Below are 26,047 nucleotides of genomic sequence, written 5' to 3'. Positions count from 1 at the left end.
CAGGGTCGGCCGTGACTGGCTCGACCCCACCTTGGAAGCGCCGCTTCCACAGGACGGAAGCGGCCGACGGGCCGTCCAGCGGCTCTGAAGGCGCGCGTGACGACGGGCGAGGCTCTTCCGCATCAGGATCAGCCTCGCTCGAACCGGCGCCCGCCACCGACGGACTGCCGACCCCCGTGGAGACCCCTGCGCCCGCCGCCAGGCGCCGCGCCGCGGTCGTCCGGGACGGAGTGAAGGAAGGCGTCCGCAAGGGCGGCAGCCGGGCCAGGGCGGCCCTGGCCTATCTCGCCGACCGCATCATCGACATCGCCCCGCGCGTTCCCGTCCGGGACCTCGCGACCCTCCGCAAGCAGTTCCCGGGCCTCGGGCCCGAGCAGCTCGCGGACAAGATCGTCGCCGGCGCCGCCGCCGCGACGTCCACCGTGGGAGCGGGCATCGGAGCGGCCGCCATGCTGCCCGTGCCGCCCGCCATGCCCACCGAGATCGCCGCCGAGATCACCGGCGTCGCCGCGATCGAGCTGAAGATGATCGCCGAGCTGCACGAGGTCTACGGCGTACGGCCGCCGGGGAACCTGAAGCAGCGCAGCACCGCGTATCTGAACTCCTGGTCCGGGGAGCGCGGGATCGACGTGACCAAACCGTCGACGGTCAACGACGCGCTGGGCGGCCGGATGAAGCGCGAGCTGCGCCAGCAGATCATGAAGCGCATGGTCCGCGACCTGCCGAACCTGCTGCCCTTCATGGTGGGAGCCGCGGTCGGAGCGGTCATGAACCGCCGCGACACCAGACGCGTCGCGGAGCGCATCCGCAAGGATCTGCGCAAGGCGCAGGTGCCGTGGGACGCGCTGCCGGAGCTTCCGCCGCTGGAGCAGCCCGCGGATCCGCTGAGCCCCGAGAAGATCACCAAGGAGCTGGGCCCCTGAGCCGCGCAGGCAGACCCGTTCGGGTGCATGTGCGCCCGCGGGGAGGCCGGCGGCCGGGTCCTACCGGGCCGCCGTCCGTGCCGCTTCCAGCGCCGCCGCAAGGCGCTCCGGCTCCCGCGTCGACAGGTACAGGTACGGCGTCGGGTCCTCGGGGTCGGTGACCTCCACGCGCAGGGCCCTCGGGATGTACGCCCGCAGCAGCATGAAGGCGCGGGTGTCCGCCTTGTAGGTGCGCCAGGCCCGGGTCTCCTCCGGGTCCAGGACCTCGGCCGCACCGAGCGCCGCCACCGGGATCCTCGCTTCGCCCGCGATCAGGGAGTCGCCCACCACGCGGATGCGGACCGAGCCGTACGAGCTCGCCACGACCGCCGAGACCGCGGTGCCGCCGACCAGCCCGCCGAGCAGCGGCAGCGTGCCGAAGGGGAGCAGGATCAGGGCCGCCGCGATCCCCACCAGCAGGCAGATCAGCCACCAGCTGCGGGGTGCGGTGAGGCGTTCTTCGTACGGCGAGGCGGAGAGCTGCATGAAACCAAGCTTGGCACGGTGTCGGCGGTCGGCCGACGCGCGGGTAAGGTCTGCGCCTGTGAGTGGTACTTCCGCAGCTCTGAAGCCCCCGGCCGACGCCGTCGCGCCGGTGCGGCACCCCGACGCGCCCGCCCCGGGGGTGCTCCTCGGCGCGCACTACGGACAGTGTTTCGGGTGCGGTGAGGGGCAGGCCCACGGGCTGCACCTCGAAGCCCGCGCGGGGGAGGGGGTGCGGATCACGGCGGAGTTCACCGTGCGCCCCGCCCATCAGGGCGCCCCGGGCCTCGCCCACGGCGGCGTGCTGGCCACCGCGCTGGACGAGACGCTCGGTTCGCTGAACTGGCTGCTGCGCACCATCGCGGTCACCGGCCGGCTGGAGACCGACTTCGTGCGGCCCGTGCCCGTGGGCACCGTGCTGCACCTGGAGGCCGAGGTCGTCGCCGTCGCCGGGCGCAAGATCTACTCGACCGCCACCGGACGCATCGGCGGCCCCGAGGGGCCCGTCGCCGTCCGGGCGGACGCCCTCTTCATCGAGGTGAAGGTCGACCACTTCATCGACAACGGCCGGCCCGAGGAGATCCGGGCCGCCATGGACGACCCGGACCAGATCCGGCGTACCCGCGCCTTCGAGGTGAACCCGTGAGCCGTGACCCCGTGGACGTGCTGATCCGGCGCGTGGACCCGGATGTACCGCTGCCCGCCTACGCGCACCCCGGTGACGCCGGAGCGGACCTGCGGACGACCGAGGAGCGCGAACTGAAGCCGGGCGAGCGAGCCGTTCTCCCCACGGGGGTGTCTGTCGCGCTCCCGGAGGGGTACGCGGCTTTCGTGCACCCGCGTTCCGGCCTCGCCGCCCGCTGCGGTGTCGCCCTCGTGAATGCCCCGGGGACGGTGGATGCCGGGTACCGTGGGGAGATCAAGGTGATCGTGGTGAATCTCGACCCGCACGAGTCCGTGCGGTTCGAGCGCTTCGACCGGATTGCCCAACTGGTCGTCCAGCAGGTCGAGAAGGTCCGCTTCCACGAGGTCGCGGAGCTTCCCGACTCGGAGCGGGCCGCAGGGGGCTTCGGGTCCACCGGCGGTCATGCCGCCGTGGGCGGCGGGGCGGGTGGGAATCGATACGCTTCGGTCGTATCCGACCGGGAAGGACAGTGACGTGTTCGGACGTCGCAAGAAGGGCAGTGCCGCCGAGGACGCGGCGGGCGAGGCCGAGCAGGTCGTCGACGTCGCCGACACCGAGGCGGACGAAACGGAGCGGGAGCGCGTGAGGCTGGAGCCGGAACCGCGCCCCGACGGGCCCTGGGACGACTCTGAGGTGCGGGACCCGGCCGAGGGCCGGGTGGACCTCGGTGGTCTCTTCGTGCCCGGAGTCGACGGCATGGAACTGCGCGTCGAGGTCGCGGGCGACGCGATCGTCGCGGCCACCGTCGTCCTCAAGGACAGCGCGATCCAGTTGCAGGCCTTCGCCGCCCCCAAGCGCGAGGGCATCTGGGGCGAGGTCCGCGAGGAGATCGCCTCGGGCATCACGCAGCAGGGTGGTGTCATCGACGAGGTCGAGGGGCCGCTGGGCTGGGAGCTGCGGGCGCAGGTGCCGGTGCAGCTGCCCGACGGCACGGGCGGTTTCCAGGTCGTCCGGTTCGTCGGTGTGGACGGCCCCCGCTGGTTCCTGCGCGGAGTGATCTCCGGGCAGGGGGCGGTGCAGCCGCAGGCCGCGGGTCTGCTGGAGCAGATCTTCCGGGACACGGTGGTCGTCCGCGGCGAGGGCCCGATGGCCCCGCGCGACCCCATCGTCCTGAAGCTGCCGAACGACGCGCAGATGGTTCCCGAGGGAGTCCAGCAGGAGGACCAGGCCGGTTCCCGCTTCTCCGGCGGCATGGGCCAGCTGCAGCGCGGACCGGAGATCACCGAGGTGCGCTGACCGCGGCGCACACGCGTCCGTAGGTGAACGGGCCGCATCCCTGTGGGGGTGCGGCCTTTTCTCATGTCCGGCCTCTTGACGGGGAGTTGGTCCATACCTAGGGTCCCGGCCATCAGTCGCGTTCAAAGACGCGCTCATCGTTCACATACGAGAACGGATGGCCCCCCACATGCCCGAGACCCCCGCCACTCACCGGCGCAGGCGGCGCCCGGCCCTGCTCGCCACCGTCACCGCCGTGACCACCGCCCTGGTCGCCGGATTCCTCGCCTGGCCCGCCGCGCATCGGGCCGAGGCCGCCCCGGTGACCTTCGCGCACCCCGGAGTGACCGTCTCCAAGGGGCAGTTGGACTTCGCGCGCAGCCAGGTCAACGCGGGCGCCCAGCCCTGGAAGGGTGCCTACGACCAGATGATGGCGAGCAAGTACGCCGCGCTGTCCCGCACCCCCAAGCCCCGTGCCACCGTCGAGTGCGGCTCGTACTCCAACCCCAACTACGGCTGCACCGACGAGCGCGAGGACGCCATCGCGGCGTACACGGACGCCCTCGCCTGGTACATCACCCGTGACGAGCGGTACGCGAAGAAGGCCATCGAGCTGATGGACGCCTGGTCGGCCACGATCAAGGACCACACCAACAGCAACGCGCCGCTGCAGACCGGCTGGGCCGGCTCCACCTGGCCGCGGGCCGCCGAGATCATCAAGTACACGTACACGGGGACCTGGGCCGACTCGGGCCGCTTCGCGACCATGCTCCGCACCGTCTACCTGCCCGAGATCATCAACGGCTCCAACTCCAACGGCAACTGGGAGCTGTCGATGATGGAGGCCGCCGTCGGCATCTCCGTCTTCCTCGAGGACAGGACGTCGTACGACAAGGCCATGGCGAAGTTCCGCACGCGCACCGCCGCGTACGTCTACCTGGCCTCCGACGGCTCCGTGCCGAAGACGGTGCCGAGCCAGAACCTCGACACCACGGCGAAGATCGTCAACTACTGGCAGGGTCAGTCCACCTTCGTCACCGGCCTCACCCAGGAGACCTGCCGCGACTTCACACACACCGGCTACGGCATCTCCGCCATCTCGCACGTCGCCGAGACCAGCCGCATCCAGGGCACGGACCTCTACTCCACGGACGTGGGCGAGCGGCTGCGGCAGGCGCTCGGCTTCCAGTCCAGGTACCAGCTGGGCGAGGCGGCGCCGAGCTGGCTGTGCGGGGGCGCCCTCCACCTGGGACTCGGACCGGTCACCGAGGTCGGGTACAACGCCCTGCACAACCGCCTCGGCCACGCGATGACCAACACCGAGGCGCTCACCCGGCAGAACCGCCCGGCGGGCAGCAACAACCTCTTCGCGGCCTGGGAGACGCTCACCCACGGGGACAACCCGAACTGATCCCGGCCCCTGACGGCCGGGCACCGGTGCGCCCGGCCGTCAGGGTTGCGTCAAGGACCTCCGTCACCCGGCCCCGCGCCCCTTTTGCCCGGTCCGGCGGCCGTAGGGTCGACACGGCGGACTTCGCCGGCACGGGAAGACAATGGGGCCATGGGACGCGGCAAGCTTCGGATATACCTCGGTGCGGCACCGGGCGTCGGCAAGACGTACGCCATGCTGTCCGAGGCGCACCGCCGGACCGGGCGGGGCACCGACTGCGTCGTCGCGTTCGTCGAACACCACGGCCGGCCGCGCACCGAGACCCTGCTCCACGGCCTGGACCGGGTCCCGCGCCGAGAGCTCGACCACCGGGGCGCCCGGTTCACCGAGATGGACGTGGACGCCGTCCTGGAGCGCGCCCCGGCCGTCGCCCTGGTCGACGAGCTGGCCCACACGAACGTCCCCGGCTCGCGCAACGTCAAGCGCTGGCAGGACGTCGAGGAACTGCTGGCGGCCGGCATCGACGTCGTCTCCACCGTCAACATCCAGCACCTGGAGTCGCTCGGCGACGTCGTCGAGTCGATCACCGGGGTGCGGCAGCGCGAGACCGTCCCGGACGAAGTCGTGCGCCGGGCCGACGAGATCGAACTGGTCGACATGTCCCCGGAAGCCCTGCGCCGCCGGATGGCGCACGGCAACGTCTACCGGCCTGAGAAGATCGACGCCGCCCTGTCGCGCCACTTCCGCCCGGGCAACCTGACCGCACTGCGCGAACTGGCGCTGCTGTGGGTCGCGGACCGGGTCGACGCGCGGCTGACCGAGTACCGCCGCGAACACCGGGTCTCGGCGATCTGGGGTTCGCGCGAGCGGATCGTGGTCGGACTGACCGGCGGACCGGAGGGGCGGACGCTGATCCGCCGGGCGGCCCGCCTCGCGGAGAAGGGCGCGGGCGGCGAGGTGCTCGCCGTCCACATCGCCCGCAGCGACGGACTGACTTCGGCCTCACCCAAGGAGCTGGCCGTCCAGCGCATCCTCGTGGAGGACCTCGGCGGCACCTTCCACCACGTCGTCGGCGACGACGCCCCGGCCGCCCTGCTGGCCTTCGCCCGGGGCGCCAACGCCACCCAGATCGTGCTCGGCTCCTCCCGCCGCAAGGCCTGGCAGTACGCCTTCGGGCCCGGCGTCGGCGCCACGGTCGCCCGCGAGTCCGGCCCCGACCTCGACGTGCACATCGTCACCCACGAGGAGGCGGCGAAGGGGCGCGGCCTCCCGGTCGCCCGGGGCGCACGGCTCGGCCGCTCCCGGATCATCGGGGGCTGGCTGGTGGGCACGGCGGGACCGGCCCTGCTGACGCTGGCGCTCACCCACACCGACACCGATCTCGGCATCGCCAACGACATGCTGCTGTTCCTGTCGTTCACGGTGGCCGCCGCGCTGCTCGGCGGGCTCCTCCCGGCGCTCGCCTCGGCGGCCCTCGGCTCCCTGCTGCTGAACTACTACTTCGCCCCGCCGCTGCACCGCCTCACCGTCTCCGACCCCAAGAACATCCTGGCGATCGCGGTCTTCTTCGGGGTCGCCGTCTCGGTGGCCTCGGTGGTCGACCTGGCGGCCCGGCGGACCCAGCAGGCGGCCCGGCTGCGCGCCGAGTCGGAGATCCTGTCCTTCCTCGCCGGCAGCGTGCTGCGCGGCGGGACCAGCCTGGAGGCACTGCTGGAGCGGGTCAGGGAGACCTTCGGGATGGAATCGGCGGCGCTGCTGGAGCGGAACAGCGACGTCGACCCGTGGACCAGCGCCGGCAGCTCAGGTCCCCGCCCGCCGCGGCGGCCCGAGGACGCGGACGTGGACGTCCCCGTGAGCGCCCACCTGGCGCTCGCCCTCTCCGGACGGGTCCTGCCCGCCGAGGACCGGCGGGTGCTCGCGGCCTTCGCCGCCCAGGCCGCCGTGGTCCTGGACCGCCGGCGGCTGCAGACCGAGGCCGGCCGGGCCCGCGCGCTCGCGGAGGGCAACCGCATCCGCACGGCCCTGCTGGCGGCCGTCAGCCACGACCTGCGCACCCCGCTCGCCGGCATCAAGGCGTCGGTCTCCTCGCTGCGCTCCGACGAGGTGGACTGGTCGGAGCAGGACCGGGCGGACCTGCTGGAGGGCATCGAGGACGGCGCCGACCGGCTCGACCACCTGGTGGGAAACCTGCTCGACATGTCCCGCCTCCAGACCGGCACCGTCACCCCGCTGATCCGCGAGACCGACCTCGACGAAGTGGTGCCGATGGCACTCGGAGGTGTACCCGAGGACAGCGTGGCGCTGGAGATCCCCGAAACGCTGCCGATGGTCGCCGTCGACGCCGGCCTGCTGGAACGCTCGGTCGCCAACCTCGTCGAGAACGCCGTCAAGTACAGCCCTCCCGGCGAACCCGTCCTGGTCTCCGCCAGCGCCCTCGCGGACCGGGTCGAGCTGCGCGTCGTGGACCGCGGCCCGGGCGTCCCGGACGAGGCCAAGGACCGGATCTTCGCGCCCTTCCAGCGCTACGGCGACGCCCCACGCGGCACCGGCGTGGGACTCGGCCTGGCGGTCGCCCGGGGCTTCGCCGAGGCCGTCGGCGGCGCCCTGGAGGCCGAGGACACCCCGGGTGGCGGCCTCACCATGGTGCTCACCCTCCGGGCCGCGGACCGCCGGTCCGGCCCGGCCACCGAGACGGACGAAAGGCGGGCCCCATGCGGCGCCTGACCGGGGCGGACGCCCGGACCCCCACGAGGGTGCTCGTGGTCGACGACGAGCCGCAGATCACCCGCGCCCTCGTGATCAACCTCAGGGCGCGCAGGTACGACGTGGAGGCGGCCCCCGACGGCGCCACCGCCCTGCGGCTGGCCGCGGCCCGGCCCCCGGACGTCGTGGTGCTCGACCTCGGGCTGCCCGACATGGACGGTGTCGACGTCATCAGGGGCCTGCGCGGCTGGACGCGCGTGCCGATCCTCGTGCTCTCCGCCCGGCACTCCTCGGACGAGAAGGTCGAGGCCCTCGACGCGGGCGCCGACGACTACGTCACCAAGCCGTTCGGCATGGACGAGCTGCTGGCCCGGCTGCGGGCCGCGGTCCGCCGGGCCGAGCCGGCCGGCGCGGGCGAGGAGGACGTGGTCGTCGAGACGGACACCTTCACCGTCGACCTCGCGGCCAAGAAGGTCCGCCGCGACGGCGGCGACGTGCGGCTGACCCCCACCGAGTGGCATCTGCTGGAGGTGCTGGTGCGCCACCCGGGCCGCCTGGTCGGACAGAAGCAGCTGCTCCAGGAGGTGTGGGGGCCGTCCTACGGCACCGAGACGAACTACCTGCGGGTCTACATGGCCCAGCTGCGGCGGAAGCTGGAGGCGGACCCCGCGCACCCGCGCCACTTCGTCACGGAACCCGGCATGGGCTACCGGTTCGAACGCTGACCTGTGCGGGTACGTAGCTGTCGGCGCCCCCCGGTACGCTTTCGGTATGAGTGCTGTTCCTCGTTCCGAAAAGCCGGTGGGCCGGTTCCGGCGCATGCTCGACCGGCTCTCCTCCTCCCAGGAGGACCTGGAGTCGGAGGAGCTGCGGGAGGACACCGACACCACCGGATGTACGCGCATCGGCGACTGCCAGGACCGACAGATCGTCACGGTAACTGGTACCTTGCGCACGGTCACGCTGCGGCCGCGGGCGGGAGTCCCGGCCCTGGAGGCGGAGCTGTTCGACGGCTCGGCCCCCCTGGACGTGGTGTGGCTCGGCCGGCGTTCCATCGTGGGCATAGAACCGGGCCGCAAACTCATCGCATCCGGCCGGGTCTCCATGAGCCGGGGCCGTAGGGTGCTGTTCAACCCGAAGTACGAACTCAGACCGCTCGGACGGGAGTAGCCGGTGACGTCGCTCGACAAGCCGACCGAAGACGCCCAGCAGGATTCCAGGGCGGTGACCGAGGCCGCTCTCTTCGAGGCGTTCGGCGGCGTGCGGGGCATGGTCGAGACGGTCCTGCCCGGCCTCCTCTTCGTCACCATCTTCACGCTCACCAAGGACCTGCACTGGTCGGCGATCGCCGCCCTCGCCGTGTCCCTGCTGCTCGTCGTGGTCCGCCTGGTCACCAAGGACACCGTCAAGCACGCCTTCAGCGGCGTCTTCGGCGTCGCGTTCGGCGTGGTCTTCGCGATGATGACCGGCAACGCCAAGGACTTCTACCTGCCGGGCATGCTCTACACGCTCGGCCTGGCGCTGGCCTACATCGTGACGACCCTGTGCGGCGTCCCGCTGATCGGCCTGATCCTCGGCCCGGTCTTCAAGGAGAACCTCTCCTGGCGCACCCGCAACCCCGGCCGCAAGAAGGCGTACGCGAAGGCCAGTTGGGCCTGGGGCCTGATCCTGCTCGCCAAGTGCGCGGTGCTCTTCCCGCTCTACTGGTGGGCCGACACCACGCAGCTCGGCTGGGTCCTGGTCGCGCTGAAGATCCCGCCCTTCCTGCTCGCCGTCTGGCTCACCTGGGTCTTCCTGGCGAAGGCGCCCGCACCGATCGACGTCTTCGCGGAGATGGAGGCGGCGGAGCGAGCGGAGCACGCGAAGACCGCCGCCCGTTCCGCCGAGTAGAACCCCGGCCCGGATCACCGCATCGGCAGCATGAAGGGGGCGCCCGGAGAAATCCGGGCGCCCCCTTCGTCGTACCCCTGTGCGTCAGCTCGTCGCGTCCTCGCGGCGCACCGACAGCAGGTCCTCCAGCTGCTCCTCACGGGCCTGCGCGGCCACGAAGAGGAGTTCGTCGCCCGCCTCCAGGGAGTCCTCCCGGGAGGGGGTCAGGACGCGGGTGCCGCGGATGATCGTGACCAGCGAGGTGTCCTCGGGCCACTCGACGTCGCCGACCTGCGTACCGGCCAGGGCGGACTCCGGCGGCAGCGTCAGCTCCACGAGGTTGGCGTCGCCGTGGCTGAAGCGCAGCAGACGGACCAGGTCGCCGACGCTGACGGCCTCCTCGACGAGCGCCGACATCAGACGCGGCGTGGAGACGGCGACGTCGACGCCCCACGACTCGTTGAACAGCCACTCGTTCTTCGGGTTGTTGACGCGGGCGACGACCCGCGGGACGCCGTACTCGGTCTTCGCGAGGAGGGAGACGACCAGGTTGACCTTGTCGTCGCCCGTGGCCGCGATGACCACGTTGCAGCGCTGGAGCGCCGCCTCGTCCAGGGAGGTGATCTCGCAGGCGTCGGCGAGCAGCCACTCCGCCTGCGGGACGCGCTCGACCGAGATGGCGGTCGGAGCCTTGTCGATCAGCAGGACCTCGTGACCGTTCTCCAGGAGCTCGCCCGCGATCGAGCGGCCCACGGCTCCGGCACCGGCAATGGCGACCCTCATCAGTGACCGGTCTCCTCTTCAGGGCCCTCGGCGAACGCCGCCTCGACCTTCTCGACGTCGTCCGCGCGCATCATCACGTGCACCAGGTCGCCCTCCTGCAGCACCGTCTGCGAGGACGGCAGCATCGCCTCGCCGAGCCGGGTGAGGAAGGCGACGCGCACGCCGGTCTCGTCCTGCAGCCGGCTGATCTTGTGGCCCACCCAGGCGGCGGAGGCGTGCACCTCGGCGAGCTGTACCCCGCCCGTGGGGTCGCGCCACAGCGGCTCGGAGCCCGAGGGCAGCAGCCGGCGCAGCATCTGGTCGGCGGTCCAGCGGACCGTGGCGACGGTCGGGATGCCGAGGCGCTGGTAGACCTCGGCGCGGCGGGGGTCGTAGATACGGGCCGCGACGTTCTCGATGCCGAACATCTCGCGGGCCACCCGGGCGGCGATGATGTTCGAGTTGTCACCGCTGGAGACGGCGGCGAAGGCGCCGGCCTCCTCGATGCCCGCTTCGCGCAGGGTGTCCTGATCGAAGCCGACTCCGGTGACACGGCGTCCGCCGAACCCGGAGCCCAGTCGTCGGAAGGCGGTGGGGTCCTGGTCGATCACGGCGACCGTGTGCCCCTGTTGCTCCAGGGTCTGGGCAAGAGCGGATCCCACTCTTCCGCAGCCCATGATGACGATGTGCACGACCGTCCTTCCGATGTCAATGGTCACGGCTCAGGTGGAACAGGGTCTCAGACCGCCGCCCAAGCTACACACGCGCGGTACGCGGAGGGCACCCCTGTGCACGTCGCCTGCGGTTTTCCTCCTCAGCGGCGGCTGATGCTGCGCACACTCACAAGTGTCAGGATTCCGAGGCCGACCAGGCCGGCGGCGGCTCCGATGAGCTCCGCGGTCGTGTGCATGGAACCTCCAGAAGCAGGCAAAGGACGGGGTTTTGTCATATAGGCATGCGGATATCGTCGACCACGGAATCCGCAGCGGGAACGGTCCGCGTTTTCACTCGTAGAGCAGATGCCGGGTGGCGGGTGGGCGGCCGCCCGTTCGAACGCTTACGATCCTCTGCGTGTCCAAACTGACCGACGTGCCCAAACGGATCTTGATCGGGCGCGCACTGCGCAGTGACCGGCTCGGAGAAACTCTCCTGCCGAAGCGCATCGCACTCCCCGTCTTCGCCTCCGACCCGCTCTCCTCCGTGGCGTACGCACCCGGGGAAGTGCTCCTGGTGCTGTCCATCGCGGGTGTGTCGGCCTACCACTTCAGTCCGTGGATCGCGCTCGCGGTCGTCGTGCTCATGTTCACGGTGGTGGCGTCCTACCGCCAGAACGTGCACGCCTACCCCAGCGGTGGCGGCGACTACGAGGTGGCCAACACCAACCTCGGTCCCCGGGCGGGCCTCACCGTCGCCAGTGCCCTGCTCGTGGACTACGTCCTCACCGTCGCCGTGTCCATCTCCTCCGGCATCGAGAACCTCGGCTCCGCCGTCCCCTTCGTGGTCGAGCACAAGGTGTTCTGCGCGGTCGCCGTCATCGTGCTGCTGACCCTGATGAACCTGCGCGGGGTGAAGGAGTCGGGCAAGCTCTTCGCGATCCCGACGTACGTCTTCGTGGCGGGCGTCTTCATCATGATCGCGTGGGGTGCGTTCCGCGGGCTCGTCCTGGACGACACCATGCGGGCGCCGACCGCCGACTACCACATCGTCGCCGAGCACCAGGGGATCGCCGGCTTCGCCCTCGTGTTCCTGCTGCTGCGCGCCTTCTCCTCCGGCTGTGCCGCGCTGACCGGCGTCGAGGCGATCTCCAACGGCGTCCCGGCCTTCCGCAAGCCCAAGTCCAAGAACGCCGCCAGCACCCTCGCCGCGATGGGTCTGCTCGCCGTCACCATGTTCTGCGGAATCATCGCGCTGGCCATGGTGACCAAGGTCCGCATGGCCGAGAACCCGGCCGTCGACCTGCTCGACAACGGCGTCGCGGTGGGTTCCGACTATGTGCAGAACCCGGTGATCTCGCAGGTCGCCGAGGCCGTCTTCGGCAAGGACAGCTTCTTCTTCGTCGTCCTGGCCGCCGCCACCGCGCTGGTCCTCTTCCTCGCGGCCAACACCGCGTACAACGGCTTCCCGCTGCTCGGCTCGATCCTCGCGCAGGACCGCTATCTGCCGCGCCAGCTGCACACCCGCGGCGACCGCCTCGCCTTCTCGAACGGCATCGTGCTCCTGGCGGGCGCGGCCATCCTCCTGGTGGTCATCTACGGAGCCGACTCGACCCGGCTGATCCAGCTCTACATCGTCGGCGTCTTCGTCTCCTTCACGCTCAGCCAGACCGGCATGGTGCGGCACTGGAACCGGCACCTGGCCGAGGAGCGGGACCAGGACAAGCGCCGCCACATGATCAAGTCGCGGGCGATCAACGCCTTCGGCGCCTTCTTCACCGGACTCGTGCTGGTCGTCGTCCTCGTCACCAAGTTCACGCACGGCGCCTGGGTCGCCCTGCTCGGCATGGTGATCTTCTACGCGACGATGAGCGCCATCCGTAAGCACTACGACCGGGTGGCCGAGGAGATCGCCGCGCCCGAGGGCCCCTCCGACGACAGCGTCCGCCCGTCCCGGGTCCACTCCGTCGTCCTGATCTCGAAGATCCACCGGCCGACGCTGCGCGCCCTCGCGTACGCCAAGCTGATGCGGTCCGACACCCTGGAGGCGCTCAGCGTCAACGTCGACCCGGCGGAGACCAAGACCCTCCGCGAGGAGTGGGAACGACGCGGCATCACCGTCCCGCTGAAGATCCTCGACTCGCCCTACCGCGAGATCACCCGGCCCGTCATCGAGTACGTGAAGGGCCTGCGCCGCGAGTCCCCGCGGGACGCGGTCTCCGTGATCATCCCCGAGTACGTGGTCGGCCACTGGTACGAGCACCTGCTGCACAACCAGAGCGCCCTGCGCCTCAAGGGCCGGCTGCTGTTCACCCCGGGCGTCATGGTCACCTCCGTGCCCTACCAGCTGGAGTCCTCCGAGGCCGCCAAGAAGCGGGCCCGCAGGCGCCAGGAGTGGAACGCGCCGGGCGCGGTGCGCCGCGGCCCCGCCGAGGAACGGCACAAGGAGTCCTCGAAGGGCTGACGGGCCGACGGGCTCGTGGTGAGCGGCCGGGTGACGTCCACGTAGACTGGTGGGCTGTTGTCCGGCCGTTCCCCTTTCGCATCTGGAGTCACCCCGCCATGCAGGCAGAACCGAAGAAGTCGTTGGTGGGGGAGGAGTACGAGGTCGAGATCGGCCCCGTCGCCCACGGCGGGCACTGCATCGCCCGTACGTCCGAGGGCCAGGTCCTGTTCGTCCGGCACGCGCTGCCCGGCGAGAAGGTCGTCGCCCGGGTGACCGAGGGCGAGGAGGGCGCGCGTTTCCTGCGGGCGGACGCCGTCACGATCCTGGACGCGTCCAAGGACCGCGTCGAGGCGCCCTGCCCCTACGCGGGCCCCGGCCGCTGCGGTGGCTGCGACTGGCAGCACGCGAAGCCGGGCGCGCAGCGGCGGCTGAAGGGCGAGGTCGTCGCCGAGCAGTTGCAGCGGCTCGCGGGTCTCACGCCCGAGGAGGCCGGCTGGGACGGCACGGTGATGCCCGCCGAGGGCGACAAGCTGCCCGCCGGGGAGGTGCCCTCGTGGCGGACGCGCGTGCAGTACGCGGTGGACCCGGACGGCAACGCCGGACTGCGCCGGCACCGTTCGCACGAGGTGGAGCCGATCGAGCACTGCATGATCGCCGCGGACGGCGTGAGCGAGCTGGGCATCGAGCAGCGCGACTGGTCCGGGATGGCCTCCGTCGAGGCGATCGCCGCGACCGGCTCCCAGGACCGCATGGTGATCCTGGAACCCCGGCCCGGCGCCCGGCTGCCCCTGGTCGAGCTCGACCGGCCCGTGTCCGTGATGCGGGTCGAGGAGCACGACGGCGGAATCCACCGCGTCCACGGCCGCGCCTTCGTCCGCGAGCGGGCCGACGACCGCACCTACCGGGTCGGCAGCGGCGGCTTCTGGCAGGTCCACCCGAAGGCGGCCGACACCCTGGTCAAGGCCGTCATGCAGGGGCTGCTGCCGCGCAAGGGCGACATGGCGCTCGACCTGTACTGCGGGGTGGGCCTGTTCGCGGGCGCGCTCGCCGACCGCCTCGGCGACAAGGGCGCGGTCCTCGGGATCGAGTCCGGCAAGCGTGCCGTGGAGGACGCCCGGCACAACCTCGCCGCGTTCGACCGCGTCCGCATCGAGCAGGGCAAGGTGGAGAGCGTCCTCCCGCGCACCGGGATCACCGAGGTCGACCTGATCGTCCTGGACCCGCCGCGCGCGGGGGCGGGCAAGAAGACGGTGGAGCACCTGGTGTCCCTGGACGCACGCAAGATCGCGTACGTGGCCTGCGACCCGGCGGCCCTCGCCCGCGACCTGGCGTACTTCCGCGACGGCGGCTACAAGGTGCGGACGCTGCGGGCGTTCGATCTGTTCCCGATGACGCATCACGTGGAGTGCGTGGCGATTCTGGAGCCGGTGGCGAAGGGGCTCTGACCTGCGTGCTGGTTTCCTCACCGGTCGTGCGTGGGCATCTTTCCGCTCCGGACCCGCGTGGTGCAGCGCTTCCGGCACGGCGGCCCGCCGGGCCGCGCGGTCGGCGGTGCACACCCTCCTTGCCGGCTCCTTGCCGGCAAGGGAGTTCGCGAGCCTGGTCTCGAACGTGTGACGCCATCCGGAAGGAGCCAGGACAGCAGTGACCGACGAGCGAGTCGTCATCGTGACCGGTGGAGGATCAGGCATTGGAGAGGCCACCGCCCGGCTTCTCCGCGAAGGGGGGCACCAGGTGGTGGTCTCCGGTCGGCGGAGCGAGCCGTTGCGGCGCCTCGAACGGGAGATCGGCGTACTCGCGCATCCGTCCGACGTCGGCGATCCGGATGCCGCCGACGGCCTCGTCCGAGCCGCATTGGCTGCCCACGGACGAATCGACGGGGTGGTGCTCAACGCGGGCATCGGCCGGGGCGGCACCGTCGGCGACCTGTTGCTGGACGACTGGGACGAGGTGATGCGCACCAATGTCACCGGCCCTCTGCTGCTCCTGCGCGCGGCGATCCCGCACTTGCTGGAATCGAGGGGAGCGGTGGTCGCCGTTGCTTCGGTCTCCGCCCTGCGCAACGGCACGAGCAACGTCCCGTACGCCACGTCCAAGGCTGCCCTGCTCCAGCTGTGCCGTTCCGTCGCCGTCGACTACGGGCGTCGAGGAGTACGAGCCAACATCGTGTGCCCGAGCTGGGTGCGCAGCGAGATGGCCGACCGTCGCATGACGCGCTTCGCCGAGGAGGCGGACTTGGGAGGAGGCGGTGCCCGCACCGCCTACGCGGAGGTGACCAGGCCGCTGCCAGTGGGGCGACCGGGTGAGCCGCGTGAGATCGCGGAGGCCGTCGCCTGGCTGTTGTCGCCGGCGGCGTCGTACGTGAACGGTGCCGTTCTCACCGTCGACGGCGGGGCCACGGCCCTGGACCCCGGGACGCTGGCATTCGACTTCCACATCGCGCCACGCGGCAGCGAGGTCGCCGACGCTCCCTGACCACCACCGCCGGGCCGGCCGTGAACCGGCAGCGCGTCCGCCCTGGTGGGCCACATCCCGGCGATCCCGAGCCTTGTCCCGGACCGCCGGGCAGGGGGCCGGAGCCGGACAGCGCACGAGCCCGGCGCGCCGGGCCGGGTCGAGCTCCCCGGCGCGTGCGGCAGCGGTGAGCCTGTCGTCCCGTACCCCTGTCTGCTGTCTGCTGTCTGCTGTCTGCCGGGCGGGCCGGTGCGCCCGCTCGTATGCGCCGGGCCGGACGTACTGGTGGAGATCGAGGAGCGCGTCGTCCTTCTCGACGGTCTGCCGGTGCGCCACGCCCGCAGCGCCGGTCGCGAACGAGGCACCGGCACCTCCCGGAACCGGGTCCGCTGAGGGCTCGCGAGCGCCACTTGGGGCACTGCCCCGACGAGGTCGCGCCACAGCGGGCTCCATTGAGGGCGCGGGCTGTCCGACGGGGCGGCTCGGTTCGTGTCGGGCCGTCCGCTCCGCGTGCGGGCGTGACGGTTCGGCCGCACGGCGGGGCGGGCGCCGTTCGCGTGTCCGCGACGCGTGCGGCGTGTGTCGCGTACCGCTCGCGGCGTCGTGCGCTTTGATCTCGGGAGACGGTGCGCCGCCCCGCGCGGTACGCCGACCCGGCAACGGATCGTCCACGGAGCGCTCGGCATGACCGAAGAAGAGTCCGGCATCCCCCACTGGCTGTTCGGCGATCAGCTCGGACCGCACTTCGTGGATCCGGCGCGGGGTGGACCGCACCGGCACGCGCCGCTGCTGATGATCGAGTCGAAGAGCGTCTTCCGGCGGCGCCGCTTCCATCGGGCCAAGGCCCAGCTGATCCTGTCGGCGATGCGCCATCGCGCCGCCGAACTCGGCGACCGCGTGCGGTACATCAGGACGGACACCTATCGCGAAGGTCTGCGCGAGGCGCTGGGGGAGGGTCCGGTGACCGTCCATCACCCCACCTCCCACGCGGCCCACGCCTTCGTGCGCGGACTGCCCTCCGTGCGCGTCCTGCCCGCGCGCGGCTTCCTGGTGACGCACGACGCCTTCCGGGAGTGGGCGGACGCCCGCGGGACGAAGCACCTCCGGCAGGAGGACTTCTACCGGTGGGTCCGCCAGGCGCACGACCTGCTGATGGAGGGCGACCGGCCGGCCGGCGGCCGCTGGAACCTGGACCACGACAACCGGCAGCCCCCGCCGCGCGGCCGTACCGACCTGGGCGTCCCGCCGCCCTACCGGCCCCGCGAGAGCGACATCGACGCCGAGGTGCGGTCCGACCTCGACCGCTGGTCCCGCGAGGGGGACGTCGAGTTCGTCGGTGAGGACGGCCCCCGCAGATTCCCCGCCACGCGCCGCGAGGCCCTCGCCGCCCTGCGGCGCTTCACCGAGCACCGCCTCGCCACCTTCGGCGCCCACGAGGACGCGATCCTTGCCGGGGATCCGACGATGAGCCACAGCCTGCTCTCCTCGTCGCTGAACCTGGGGCTGCTGGACCCCGCCGAGGTCGTCGCACAGGCGGAGGCCCGCTGGCGGTCGGGCGAGGTGCCGCTCAACAGCGCCGAGGGGTTCGTCCGGCAGGTCGCCGGCTGGCGAGAGTTCGTCTGGCAGGTGTACTGGTACTTCGGCACCGACTACCGCGGGAGCAACGCCCTGGGTCATCACGAGCGGCTGCCGGACTGGTTCACGGACCTCGCGCAGGACGCCACCGGGGCCAACTGCCTGTCGCACGTCCTGGAGCAGGTCAGGACGACCGGCTGGACGCATCACATCCCGCGGCTGATGATCCTGGGCAGCTTCGCCCTGCAACGGGCGTGGGAACCCCGGGCCGTCACCGACTGGTTCCACCGCAGCTTCGTCGACGGCTACGACTGGGTGATGGTCCCGAACGTGGTGGGCATGTCCCAGTACGCGGACGGGGGCCGCATGACCACCAAGCCCTACACGTCCGGCGGGGCGTACATCGACCGCATGAGCGACTTCTGCGGCCCCTGCCGGTACAAGCCGTCCGTGCGGGTCGGTGAGGACGCCTGCCCCTTCACCGCCGGCTACTGGAACCTCCTGCACCGCCACCGGGACCGCTTCGAGCACAACGCGCGGATGACGCAGGCGGTACGCGGACTGGACCGCCTCCGCGACCTCGACGAACTGCTGGAGCAGGAGCGGGATCGCCGGGACTGAGCGGTCGGCGGGACGGCCGGCTCAGCGGTGCGGGAGGCCGCGGGTACCAGGGACGTCCGCGCGGGCTCGGGGACCGGGTCGCGACGTGGTCAGTGGCGCAACCCGTACGGGTCGTCGCACAGTTCGAAGACCGGCTCGCCGCGGACCGGGTCCTCGGCGACGGTGAGGCGGACCCGGCCGCCCGGGTGGATCGCGATGAACGGACCCTTCACCCGGCCGCGGACCGTGAAGCCCTCCGCCATCTCGATGAGGGAGACGTTGCGCGCGCCGGGGGTGTTGCGGCGCACCACCGTCGTGCGGCGCACGATGCCCATGCCCTGGCTGCGCTCGGTGCGCAGGTCGCTCGACGCGCAGACCGGACAGAGCAGCCGGTGGAACATGGTGGTCCCGCACCAGCGGCAGCGCTGGAAGGCGAGCGGCTCCTCGCCCCGCGTACCGGCCCGTGCGGGGGCGCCGGTCTCGGCGGGCGCGGTGGCGTTGTTCTCGGGCGTGTCGGCGTCCAGCACGTCCGCCGCGATCCCGATTCCCGGGTGGAACACGATGTCATCTCCCTGCACTCGGCCGGAATCTGATGTGCTCGGATCGCCGTGCACGAGCCACAGGGTATGGCACTGAGTGCCAGTCGTAAAGGCACTCCGTACCCTCAATCGGCCCAGGCGGACTCGATCTCCCGGATCACCCGCCACATGGGGACGCCGCGCCGGGAGACGACGATCACCACGTCCTCCTCGTCCTGCGCACCGCCGGGCGAGCCGTCCGAGCCGAAGGTGCGGCGCACGTAGCGCAGGGCCCGGTCCACCCGCTCGTCGGCGTCCCCCTTGCCGTCGGCGCGGAGCCAGGAGCGCAGCGCGTTGTTGTGGGCCGCGACCACGGCGGCGGCGATCACGTCGGCGTGCAGGGTGCCGTCGTGCCGGCCCGCGAGGCCGACCCGCAGGTGGTCGGCGAGGGCGCGCTCGTAGCGCCAGACCACGGACAGCTCGTACGCCCGCAGTCCGGGCACCTGCTTCGTCAGCCGGTAGCGCTGCACGGAGAACGTCGGGTTCTCGGCGTACATCCGCAACACCAGCCGGGCCGCCTCGCAGACCCGCTCGACCGGGTCGTCCGGGCCGGAACCGGACTCCAGGAACTCGGTCATCTCGGCCAGGCAGCGCTCGTGGTCCGGGAAGACCACGTCCTCCTTCGACGGGAAGTACCGGAAGAACGAACGGCGCCCCACCCCGGCCAGCTTCACGATGTCGTCGACCGTGGTCTGCTCGTACCCGCGCTCCAGGAACAGCTGGAACGCGGCCGCGACCAGGGCGTCTCGCATCGGCGGTTTGGGGGCGCCCGCCCCGGCCGACGAGCCTCGGCGGGATGTCTCGCTCATGCCGGAAAACTAGCATCGGCGTGCGTGTATGACACTCAGTGCCTGACCATCAGGGGACTGAGTGTCATACCTCGGAGCCGGAGAGTCCCCAGCTGGTGACGTCAGCCGCCGTCCGCGGGGCGGGCCGCCCACCGCTGCTCGACCCTGGCCAGCCGCCAGTAGGCCAGGGCCGCGGCCCAGACGACCACGAAGAGGCCGACGATCACGAATCCCACGTTGCCGAGGTCCAGACCGGCGATCCAGCCCGTGACCCCGTCCCGCAGGGCGAGCTTGTCGTGCAGGACGCCGACCAGCTCGATGGTGCCGATCAGGAACGCCACCGCGATCGACAGACCGGTGATGGTGAGGTTGTAGAACACCTTGCGCACGGGATTCGAAAAGGCCCACTGGTAGGCGAAGTTCATGAAGGTGCCGTCGAGCGTGTCGAACAGGCTCATCCCCGCCGCGAACAGAAGCGGCAGGCACAGGATCGCGTACCAGGGCAGCCCCGCCGCCGCACCGCTGCCCGCCATCACCATGAGCGTGACCTCGGTCGCGGTGTCGAAGCCGAGACCGAAGAGGAAGCCCAGCGGGAACATCTGGCCGGGCCTGCTGACGGATTTGGTGAAGCGGCCGAGGATCCGGTTCATGAACCCCCGGGAATCCAGGTGCTCTTCGAGCGCCCTCTCGTCGTACGTCCCCGCCCGCATCGCCCGGAAGACGCGCAGAATGCCCGTCAGTGCCACGAGGTTGAGCGCCGCGATGAGGTAGAGGAACACGCCCGAGACCGTCGTCCCCATGACACCGAGCACCTGGTGGGTACGAGAGCCCTCGTTCATGATGCGCCCGGCCAGCTGGGTGCCGCCGGCGATCAGCGCGGCCAGGACGACCACCACGCTGGAGTGGCCCAGGGCGAACCAGAACCCCACCGACACCGGCCTCTTGCCGTCGGCCATCAGCTTGCGGGTCGTGTTGTCGATGGCCGCTATGTGATCGGCGTCGAAGGCATGCCGCATGCCCAGGGTGTACGCGGTGACGCCCAGCCCGATGCCGAACGCCTTGGAGCCCACCTCGTAGTGAGCCGGCACCACGAGCAGGAACAGCACCCCGAACGCGACCACGTGAAGCGCGGCGATCACCGCCAGCAGTCCGGCGGTCCTTACGGTGTCCTCGCGCCGCCACTGGAAGGCGGTGGGCCCGGTGGGCAGGGTCATGCGGTCACGCTCCAGCACCTCGTGGATCACTTCGTGAGATGCCGTGGCCGGTCTCCTGGCTTGCGGGTACCTCCCGCGCGAGCCGAAGCCGAGCGTGGTGGAGGGTCGACGCGCCCGCCCCTGCCTTCCCGGCCGTCCGGCCAGTGGCGCCGCCCTGGGGCGGCACGGGACGAGAACTCCCCGGTCACAGTGGCGAGGGCCGCTCCGGACTGAGCCCCTGAAAGGCTGTCACCGGTCTTCCCGAACACCACGGCCCGCCAACCTTAGGTGCCGCCCGTGAACGGCTGCAAGCCTGCACAGTTGCGCAGGTATCGAAGATCACACGGCGTCGACTGGAACAATGCCGCCATGCATCTCGTCCCCGCCGACCGCGCCGACCGGCGCACCATCGACGGCCACCGGGTCTGCGACGCCGTCGCCGCCATCGGCGAGCCCGCGGCCGTACGCGCCTGGGCCGACCGCTTTGCGCTGCTCGCCGACCCCGGTCGGCTCGCCCTGCTGCTGGCACTGCACCGGGCCGGCCCCCTCGCCGTCTCCGATCTCGCCGTGGCCACCGGCATGAACGACCCTGCCGTGTCACAGGCGTTGAGGCTCCTGCGGACCGCCGGCGTGGTCGCCGGTGAGCGGCAGGGTCGTGTCGTGCGCTACCGGCTGGTCGACGGTCCGGCCGCCGCCCTGCTGGAGCACTGCACCGCGGGAACGGCCTGATTCCGGAGGTGTGTCCGGGCGCGGAGCGGCAACGAGGGCTGTCGCGGACCGTGTCGCTGTTCGGCCGAACGGGTGACCATGCGTAAGAATTGCCTGGTGCAGACAACCATGGCGAGCCAGGGCGGGGATGGCCAGTGAACAGCCACGACGTCACCGATGAACAGTGGGAAGGGCTCGCCCAGGTCGTTCCGTTGCGCGGCCGGGACGCCTGGCCCTCAGCCGTCGGCCACCGGTCGATACCCGAGGCCCCGACCGAGGCGCGGCGCCGCTTCGTGGTCCTGCGGGTCAACGTGTTCGCGGACGCCCGCGAGGTCGCCGAGACGCTGATGGCGGGCATCCCCGTGCTGCTCGACCTGACCGGCGCGGAGACCGATGTCGCCAAGCGGGTACTGGACTTCAGTACGGGCGTGGTCTTCGGTCTGGCGAGCGGGATGCACCGGGTCGACCGGAACGTCTTCCTGCTGACGCCACCGGGTACCGAGGTGCGGGGGCTGATGGAGGGGGCCGGGGTTCCCGGGCTGTGAGCCGGGCGCCGGGAGACGGCGAGATCGGAGCGGCGTGATCAACGGGCGTGATCCCCCGAACGAAGGAAGGTCACGCGGGTGGAACGGTTCGCCTGCCTGCGGAGTCCTACCGTCCGGATATGACCGCGCCACCGTTACCGCCCCTGCCGCCCGCCGGACCCCGCCCGGACGCCGGGGTACGCCCGGGCGGGCCCCTCGACCCCGTACGGAGCCCACAGGACCGGCTTCCCGTGCCGGGTCCCCAGGAGCGGGTCCCCGCACCGCGTGCGGCGGCGGGCGCCGTCGAGGACCGCCCGGCCGCGTCGCGTGCCACCGAACCGAGTCCGGCCCCTCCAGGTGACGCTGGGACTTCTTCCGCCGGGTGGGAGGGCGTGGGGACCTCGTCCGTCGGGGCGGGTGGCGCAGGGGCTGCCGCCGGGGCGGCTGACGCCTGGACTTCGTCCGTCGGGTCGGAGGCCGCGGTGGTGTCTCCTGGCGGGCCGCGTGCCGCCGAGACGCCTCGTGTCGCACCCGGCGAGCCGCAGTCCGGGCCGGATCGGCCGGATCGATCGGATCGGCCGGATCGGCCGGGCATCACCCACCTGAGGCTCTCCGCCTTCGCCGGACACCGCGGTGCCGCCTTCGCCCTGGGTCCGTTCACCCTTTTCACCGGCCCCAGCGGCAGCGGCAAAACCACCGCCCTGCAGGCGTACGAGGCACTGGCGCGGCTCGCCGGCGGAGCCGAACTGCGCGAGGTGTTCCCGGACCCGGTCGCGTGTGTGCCCGAAACGGCCCGCCCGGACGCCCAGCGGCGACGCGGATTCCGTATCGGCTGCACGGCCGATGGCCCCGAGGGACCCGTACGGCTCGATGTCGCCGTGCAGGCCGAGCCCGAACTGCGCATCGTCGGCGAGCGGTTGACCGCGGGCGGCCTGACGTTGCTGGAGACGGCGTTGCGCGATCCGAGCCGACGCTCCGTCCAGGCCGCCTGGCACACGGCGGGCAGCTCTCCGGTGACCCGCGCCCCGCTCCCCGACGACCGGCTCGGCACCTCGCTGTTGCCGCTGCGTGTGGCGGGTAAGACGGACGGGCAGCGCCAAGTGCTCGCCGCCGCAGAGCAGATGGTGATCGCGCTGCGCTCCGTCTTCGCCTGCGATCCCCGGCCGTCGCACATGCGCGCGCCCGTGCCGGTCGGCGGCGGCCGCCTGCTGCGCGGCTGCGACAACGTGGCCGACGTGCTCTGGCGCACCCGATCCGAGTGCACGCGGCGGCACGGCCTGCTGGTCGGGGCGCTCCGGGCCGGCTGCGCGGGCCCGGTCGCCGACCTTCTCGCCGAGCCGCTGCGCGACGGTACGGTCCGCGGGCTGCTCGACCGCGGTGGCGGCCGCCGTACGGACGTCGGGCTGCTGGGGGACGGCGAGTTGAGGTACCTCGCCCTGTGCCTGGTGCTGCTCACCGGGCCCGGAGTGCTGGAGGTGGACCCGGCCGGGGAGGTCCCCGCGGCGCTGCAGACGCTGACGGTGCTGGCCGACGGCTTCGACCGCTCTCTGGACGTCCGGCAGACGGGGGAGTTGCTGCGGCTCGCGGCGCGGATGTGCGAGAGGGGACACATCCGGCTGGTGGGAGCCGTGAGCGATGCGTCCGGGGCGGCGGAGGTGGACGGGGTCACGGTGGTAGACCTGGGGGTGTGAAGGAACTGGACGTGGCGCATCTGCAGCGCCGACTGGCCGAGTTCGCGGCCGTACGGAACTGGCAGCCCTACCACACCCCCAAGAACCTGGTCGCCGCGCTCAGCGTGGAGGCGTCCGAACTGGTCGAGATCTTCCAGTGGTTGACGCCCGAGGAGTCGGCCCGGGTGATGGACGACCCGGAGACGGCGCACCGCGTGACGGACGAGGTCGCGGACGTGCTCGCCTATCTGCTCCAGCTGTGTGCCGTGCTCGACGTGGATCCGCTCGCGGCACTCGACGCCAAGATCGACCGCAACGAACGGCGGTTCCCGCCCCCGGAGGTCCCCTGACCGGACGCGCCCCGCGGCACCGGTCCGATCCGGGCCGCTTGTCACTCTAAGTAGTGGTTGAGTTGTCCACAGTCGATTCTCTGTCCACAGATTTCGGGCTTCCTCTGGCTTTTCGTCTCGCGCGCCCTCACTCTGGGTAGTGGACACAGGAGTTCGGGCGGACGTGTGAGAGCGCGTCGGACAGACGGGGGCAGCGCATGGACGCGGTGCGGCTCATCGTGACGAGCAGGCGTGCCCTGGCGGGAAGCGGCGAGATGCCGCAGATCATGACGGAGGTGTGGCAGGCGCAGGCCCTGGCGCAGGCGATCGGCAGCCGCCTCGCCGTGTCCGGGCCCCCGGAACTACGTGGTGAGGCCCTGGGGCTCACGGAGTTGGCGGGCAGAGGCTGCGGCGTGCTCGACGCGCCGTCCCTCGGAGTGGGCGATATGCGGGCCGCCCAGCTCACGGACCTGGGCGATGCCCGGCAGACCCTCCTCGACCTGGGGTGCCTGCTCGGCGAAGTCGGCATCGCCCTCGTCGGTATCGCCTGCGCCGCCGACGACGAGGGGACGTACTGGCAGTGCATGGAGGCCATCGACGCGGCGGACGAGTCCCGCGACCGGGTGCTGGAGATGCTCCGCCGCCTCGCCGTCCGGGAGGAGGAGGTGGTGGAACGGGATCGCGCGGCGGGGTGAGGAGAGGCGGTGATCTGCCGGGCCGGCGTGTACCGGGGGCGCGGGCGTCAGTTACGCGGGTGGCGGCTGGCGGCTGGCGGCTGTCGGACGGCGGGTGCAGGTCGGCGATAGGTGGCCGCGAGGCCCGGTGGCCGGGCGACCGGATGGCCGGGTGAGGCCGGTGGTCGGGCGACCGGATGGCCGGGTGAGGCCGGTGGTCGGGCGATCAGGTGACCGGGTGAGGCCGGTGGTCGGGCGATCAGGTGACCGGGCGACGCCGGTGGCCGGGCGGGGACGCCGGAAGCCCGGTGGCGGGGCGCGGCTCAGGCGGGCTCGGGGTCGTCCGCGAAGGCCGGGCGGGCGCCGGACGCCTGGAAGTGGGCGTCGAGCTGCGACAGGTCCGCGTTGAGTGCCGCCATCAGCTCCTCCATCTGCTGCAGCAGCCCCTTGGGCTGCTCGGCAACCGCCTGCTCCGGCGTGGCTTCCTGGGACATGACGGCCTCCTCGGCCCTCGGGCCCCGTGAGGCGGGGCCGGCGCGGATGACGCACCGGCGACCGCCGGCGACGGGCGCCGGGCGGCCCGGCTCCGCCCGAGCCAACGATCACCCGCCGACCCGGTCACTGGCCCGGACCCGCGCCGCGCCCGAGGTTGACGGCTTTCACCCGACCGTGGACAGGAGTGACCGGCACGACCAGTGGGGTCGACCCGCCTACGACCGTGCAGGATGGAGGCATGGATCTTCGCATCTTCACCGAGCCCCAGCAGGGCGCCACCTACGACACCCTCCTCGCCGTCGCCAAGGCCACCGAAGACCTCGGTTTCGACGCTTTTTTCCGTTCCGACCACTACCTCCGCATGGGTACGGCCGACGGGCTCCCCGGTCCGACGGACGCCTGGATCACCCTGGCCGGCCTCGCCCGCGAGACCAAGCGCATCCGGCTCGGCACGCTGATGACCGCCGGCACCTTCCGGCTGCCCGGTGTGCTCGCCATCCAGGTCGCTCAGGTCGACCAGATGTCCGGCGGCCGGGTCGAACTGGGCCTGGGCGCGGGCTGGTTCGAGGAGGAGCACAAGGCGTACGGCATTCCGTTCCCGAAGGAGAAGTTCGCCCGCCTGGAGGAGCAGCTGGCGATCGTCACCGGGCTCTGGGCCACCGAGGTCGGCGAGACCTTCGACCACCACGGCACGTACTACGACCTCACCGGCTCGCCCGCGCTGCCGAAGCCGGCCCAGGCCAGGATTCCGGTGCTGATCGGCGGTCACGGCGCGACCCGCACCCCGCGGCTCGCCGCGCAGTACGCCGACGAGTTCAACATCCCGTTCGCCTCCGTCGAGGACAGCGAGCGCCAGTTCGGCCGGGTGCGTGCCGCGGCCGAGCGGGCCGGGCGCAAGGCCGGCGACCTGGTGTACTCCAACGCGCTCGTGGCCTGCGTCGGCAAGGACGACCACGAGGTGGCCCGCCGTGCCGCCGCGATCGGCCGTGACGTGGACGAGCTGAAGGCCAACGGCCTCGCGGGTTCGCCGGACGAGGTGGTCGACAAGATCGGACGGTACGCGGAGATCGGTGCCGGGCGGATCTACCTGCAGATCCTCGACCTCGGCGACCTGGACCACCTCGATCTGATCTCGGCGCAGGTGCAGTCGCAGCTGACGTGACGAACCGCGCCGGTACGGGTGCGGGTCGGCGCGGGCGCCCACGCCGCCAATGGACGCTTTTGCGACGTGGCGCAACATGCCTGCAAGGAAGCGGATTCGGGGGGTGGAAAATCCCCGAGGGTACCGCGG

The 26,047-nt window shown here is 71.8% G+C and carries 27 protein-coding genes and 1 riboswitch; of the genes, 20 read left to right on the top strand and 7 right to left on the bottom strand.

Annotation, left to right across the window (positions count from 1 at the left end; all coding sequences use genetic code 11):
- Positions 1-11: 11 nt before the first annotated feature.
- On the top strand, positions 12-923 hold the full coding sequence (locus ACZ4NT_RS21350) for a hypothetical protein (RefSeq protein WP_467726926.1): 912 nt from the start codon (positions 12-14) through the stop codon (positions 921-923).
- 60 nt (positions 924-983) lie between these two features.
- On the opposite strand, the gene ACZ4NT_RS21345 is transcribed toward ACZ4NT_RS21350, so the two are convergent.
- The gene (locus tag ACZ4NT_RS21345; RefSeq protein ID WP_467726924.1) at positions 984-1,448 is read right to left on the bottom strand and encodes a DUF3093 domain-containing protein; all 465 of its coding nucleotides are present in this window, start codon (positions 1,446-1,448) and stop codon (positions 984-986) included.
- A gap of 58 nt (positions 1,449-1,506) precedes the next feature.
- Here ACZ4NT_RS21345 and ACZ4NT_RS21340 point away from each other — a divergent pair, with 58 nt between their 5' ends.
- The 8 genes from ACZ4NT_RS21340 to ACZ4NT_RS21305 all read left to right on the top strand — a co-directional run bounded on the left by ACZ4NT_RS21340 (position 1,507) and on the right by ACZ4NT_RS21305 (position 9,328).
- Entirely contained in the window at positions 1,507-2,091 is a 585-nt protein-coding gene (locus ACZ4NT_RS21340; RefSeq protein WP_121406562.1) for a PaaI family thioesterase, read from the top strand.
- A complete protein-coding gene (gene dut, locus ACZ4NT_RS21335) occupies positions 2,088-2,603 on the top strand; it encodes a dUTP diphosphatase (protein WP_121406563.1) in 516 nt (171 codons plus the stop codon). Before ACZ4NT_RS21340 ends, dut begins: the two co-directional genes overlap by 4 nt.
- 1 nt (position 2,604) lies before the next feature.
- Positions 2,605-3,366 (top strand): DUF3710 domain-containing protein, encoded by a 762-nt coding sequence (locus tag ACZ4NT_RS21330; RefSeq protein WP_121406564.1) that lies wholly within the window; start codon positions 2,605-2,607, stop codon positions 3,364-3,366.
- Positions 3,367-3,535: 169 nt separating this feature from the next.
- Complete coding sequence (locus ACZ4NT_RS21325) at positions 3,536-4,756, top strand: alginate lyase family protein (protein ID WP_121406565.1); 1,221 nt, start codon at positions 3,536-3,538, stop codon at positions 4,754-4,756.
- 150 nt (positions 4,757-4,906) lie between these two features.
- Entirely contained in the window at positions 4,907-7,459 is a 2,553-nt protein-coding gene (locus tag ACZ4NT_RS21320) for a DUF4118 domain-containing protein (RefSeq protein WP_467726921.1), read from the top strand.
- Entirely contained in the window at positions 7,447-8,163 is a 717-nt protein-coding gene (locus tag ACZ4NT_RS21315; RefSeq protein WP_467726919.1) for a response regulator, read from the top strand. Before ACZ4NT_RS21320 ends, ACZ4NT_RS21315 begins: the two co-directional genes overlap by 13 nt.
- A 46-nt stretch (positions 8,164-8,209) precedes the next feature.
- Positions 8,210-8,608 carry an OB-fold nucleic acid binding domain-containing protein gene (locus ACZ4NT_RS21310; protein WP_121406568.1) on the top strand — a complete coding sequence of 133 codons (399 nt, stop codon included), beginning with the start codon at positions 8,210-8,212 and terminating at the stop codon, positions 8,606-8,608.
- Between the two features lie 3 nt (positions 8,609-8,611).
- Positions 8,612-9,328 (top strand): DUF3159 domain-containing protein, encoded by a 717-nt coding sequence (locus tag ACZ4NT_RS21305; RefSeq protein ID WP_121406569.1) that lies wholly within the window; start codon positions 8,612-8,614, stop codon positions 9,326-9,328.
- 84 nt (positions 9,329-9,412) lie between these two features.
- On the opposite strand, the gene ACZ4NT_RS21300 is transcribed toward ACZ4NT_RS21305, so the two are convergent.
- Together ACZ4NT_RS21300 and ACZ4NT_RS21295 are read right to left on the bottom strand one after the other, a co-directional pair.
- Positions 9,413-10,090: a potassium channel family protein gene (locus tag ACZ4NT_RS21300; protein ID WP_121406570.1), complete on the bottom strand. Its 678-nt coding sequence runs from the start codon at positions 10,088-10,090 to the stop codon at positions 9,413-9,415.
- Positions 10,090-10,761, bottom strand: coding sequence for a potassium channel family protein (locus ACZ4NT_RS21295; RefSeq protein WP_121406571.1), 672 nt, complete (start codon positions 10,759-10,761; stop codon positions 10,090-10,092). Before ACZ4NT_RS21295 ends, ACZ4NT_RS21300 begins: the two co-directional genes overlap by 1 nt.
- Positions 10,762-11,140: 379 nt before the next feature.
- On the opposite strand from ACZ4NT_RS21295, the gene ACZ4NT_RS21290 reads away from it, so the two are divergent.
- From ACZ4NT_RS21290 to ACZ4NT_RS21270, 5 genes are all read left to right on the top strand, one after another.
- A complete protein-coding gene (locus ACZ4NT_RS21290) occupies positions 11,141-13,186 on the top strand; it encodes an APC family permease (RefSeq protein ID WP_121406572.1) in 2,046 nt (681 codons plus the stop codon).
- Positions 13,187-13,284: 98 nt separating this feature from the next.
- Positions 13,285-14,613, top strand: a complete 1,329-nt coding sequence (locus ACZ4NT_RS21285) for a class I SAM-dependent RNA methyltransferase (RefSeq protein ID WP_121406573.1) — start codon at positions 13,285-13,287, stop codon at positions 14,611-14,613.
- A gap of 199 nt (positions 14,614-14,812) precedes the next feature.
- Complete coding sequence (locus tag ACZ4NT_RS21280) at positions 14,813-15,643, top strand: SDR family NAD(P)-dependent oxidoreductase (protein WP_467726916.1); 831 nt, start codon at positions 14,813-14,815, stop codon at positions 15,641-15,643.
- A gap of 228 nt (positions 15,644-15,871) precedes the next feature.
- Positions 15,872-16,015, top strand: coding sequence for a hypothetical protein (locus tag ACZ4NT_RS21275; protein WP_183117054.1), 144 nt, complete (start codon positions 15,872-15,874; stop codon positions 16,013-16,015).
- A gap of 291 nt (positions 16,016-16,306) precedes the next feature.
- A complete protein-coding gene (locus ACZ4NT_RS21270) occupies positions 16,307-17,818 on the top strand; it encodes a cryptochrome/photolyase family protein (protein ID WP_467726915.1) in 1,512 nt (503 codons plus the stop codon).
- Between the two features lie 89 nt (positions 17,819-17,907).
- Here the strand turns inward: ACZ4NT_RS21270 and ACZ4NT_RS21265 are convergent, their stop codons facing one another.
- The 3 genes from ACZ4NT_RS21265 to nicT all read right to left on the bottom strand — a co-directional run bounded on the left by ACZ4NT_RS21265 (position 17,908) and on the right by nicT (position 20,377).
- A complete protein-coding gene (locus ACZ4NT_RS21265) occupies positions 17,908-18,357 on the bottom strand; it encodes a Zn-ribbon domain-containing OB-fold protein (protein WP_467726913.1) in 450 nt (149 codons plus the stop codon).
- Between the two features lie 104 nt (positions 18,358-18,461).
- Positions 18,462-19,184, bottom strand: a complete 723-nt coding sequence (locus ACZ4NT_RS21260; protein ID WP_467726911.1) for a TetR family transcriptional regulator — start codon at positions 19,182-19,184, stop codon at positions 18,462-18,464.
- A gap of 101 nt (positions 19,185-19,285) precedes the next feature.
- Positions 19,286-20,377: a Nickel transporter NicT gene (nicT, locus tag ACZ4NT_RS21255; RefSeq protein WP_183117055.1), complete on the bottom strand. Its 1,092-nt coding sequence runs from the start codon at positions 20,375-20,377 to the stop codon at positions 19,286-19,288.
- A 28-nt stretch (positions 20,378-20,405) separates the two neighbouring features.
- Positions 20,406-20,644, bottom strand: a riboswitch (cobalamin riboswitch).
- Between the two features lie 81 nt (positions 20,645-20,725).
- Between nicT and ACZ4NT_RS21250 the strand changes: the two genes are divergently transcribed.
- From ACZ4NT_RS21250 to ACZ4NT_RS21230, 5 genes are all read left to right on the top strand, one after another.
- Complete coding sequence (locus ACZ4NT_RS21250) at positions 20,726-21,085, top strand: metalloregulator ArsR/SmtB family transcription factor (protein ID WP_121406578.1); 360 nt, start codon at positions 20,726-20,728, stop codon at positions 21,083-21,085.
- Positions 21,086-21,219: 134 nt separating this feature from the next.
- The gene (locus tag ACZ4NT_RS21245) at positions 21,220-21,609 is read left to right on the top strand and encodes a cell division protein SepF (RefSeq protein WP_121406579.1); all 390 of its coding nucleotides are present in this window, start codon (positions 21,220-21,222) and stop codon (positions 21,607-21,609) included.
- A gap of 572 nt (positions 21,610-22,181) precedes the next feature.
- Positions 22,182-23,279 (top strand): ATP-binding protein, encoded by a 1,098-nt coding sequence (locus ACZ4NT_RS21240; protein WP_121407528.1) that lies wholly within the window; start codon positions 22,182-22,184, stop codon positions 23,277-23,279.
- Complete coding sequence (locus ACZ4NT_RS21235) at positions 23,276-23,608, top strand: nucleotide pyrophosphohydrolase (RefSeq protein ID WP_121406580.1); 333 nt, start codon at positions 23,276-23,278, stop codon at positions 23,606-23,608. The genes ACZ4NT_RS21240 and ACZ4NT_RS21235 overlap by 4 nt, the downstream gene beginning before the upstream one ends.
- Positions 23,609-23,805: 197 nt before the next feature.
- The gene (locus ACZ4NT_RS21230; RefSeq protein WP_121406581.1) at positions 23,806-24,282 is read left to right on the top strand and encodes a DUF6099 family protein; all 477 of its coding nucleotides are present in this window, start codon (positions 23,806-23,808) and stop codon (positions 24,280-24,282) included.
- 302 nt (positions 24,283-24,584) lie between these two features.
- On the opposite strand, the gene ACZ4NT_RS21225 is transcribed toward ACZ4NT_RS21230, so the two are convergent.
- Positions 24,585-24,755, bottom strand: a complete 171-nt coding sequence (locus ACZ4NT_RS21225) for a hypothetical protein (RefSeq protein ID WP_467726907.1) — start codon at positions 24,753-24,755, stop codon at positions 24,585-24,587.
- A gap of 239 nt (positions 24,756-24,994) precedes the next feature.
- On the opposite strand from ACZ4NT_RS21225, the gene ACZ4NT_RS21220 reads away from it, so the two are divergent.
- On the top strand, positions 24,995-25,918 hold the full coding sequence (locus ACZ4NT_RS21220; protein WP_467726905.1) for an LLM class F420-dependent oxidoreductase: 924 nt from the start codon (positions 24,995-24,997) through the stop codon (positions 25,916-25,918).
- The last annotated feature ends 129 nt before the right edge of the window (positions 25,919-26,047 follow it).

The sequence above is a fragment of the Streptomyces sp. NPDC026417 genome, assembly GCF_055567695.1.
Note: the sequence above shows the minus strand (reverse complement) of the source record. Positions and strands in the feature narration are given on the sequence as shown.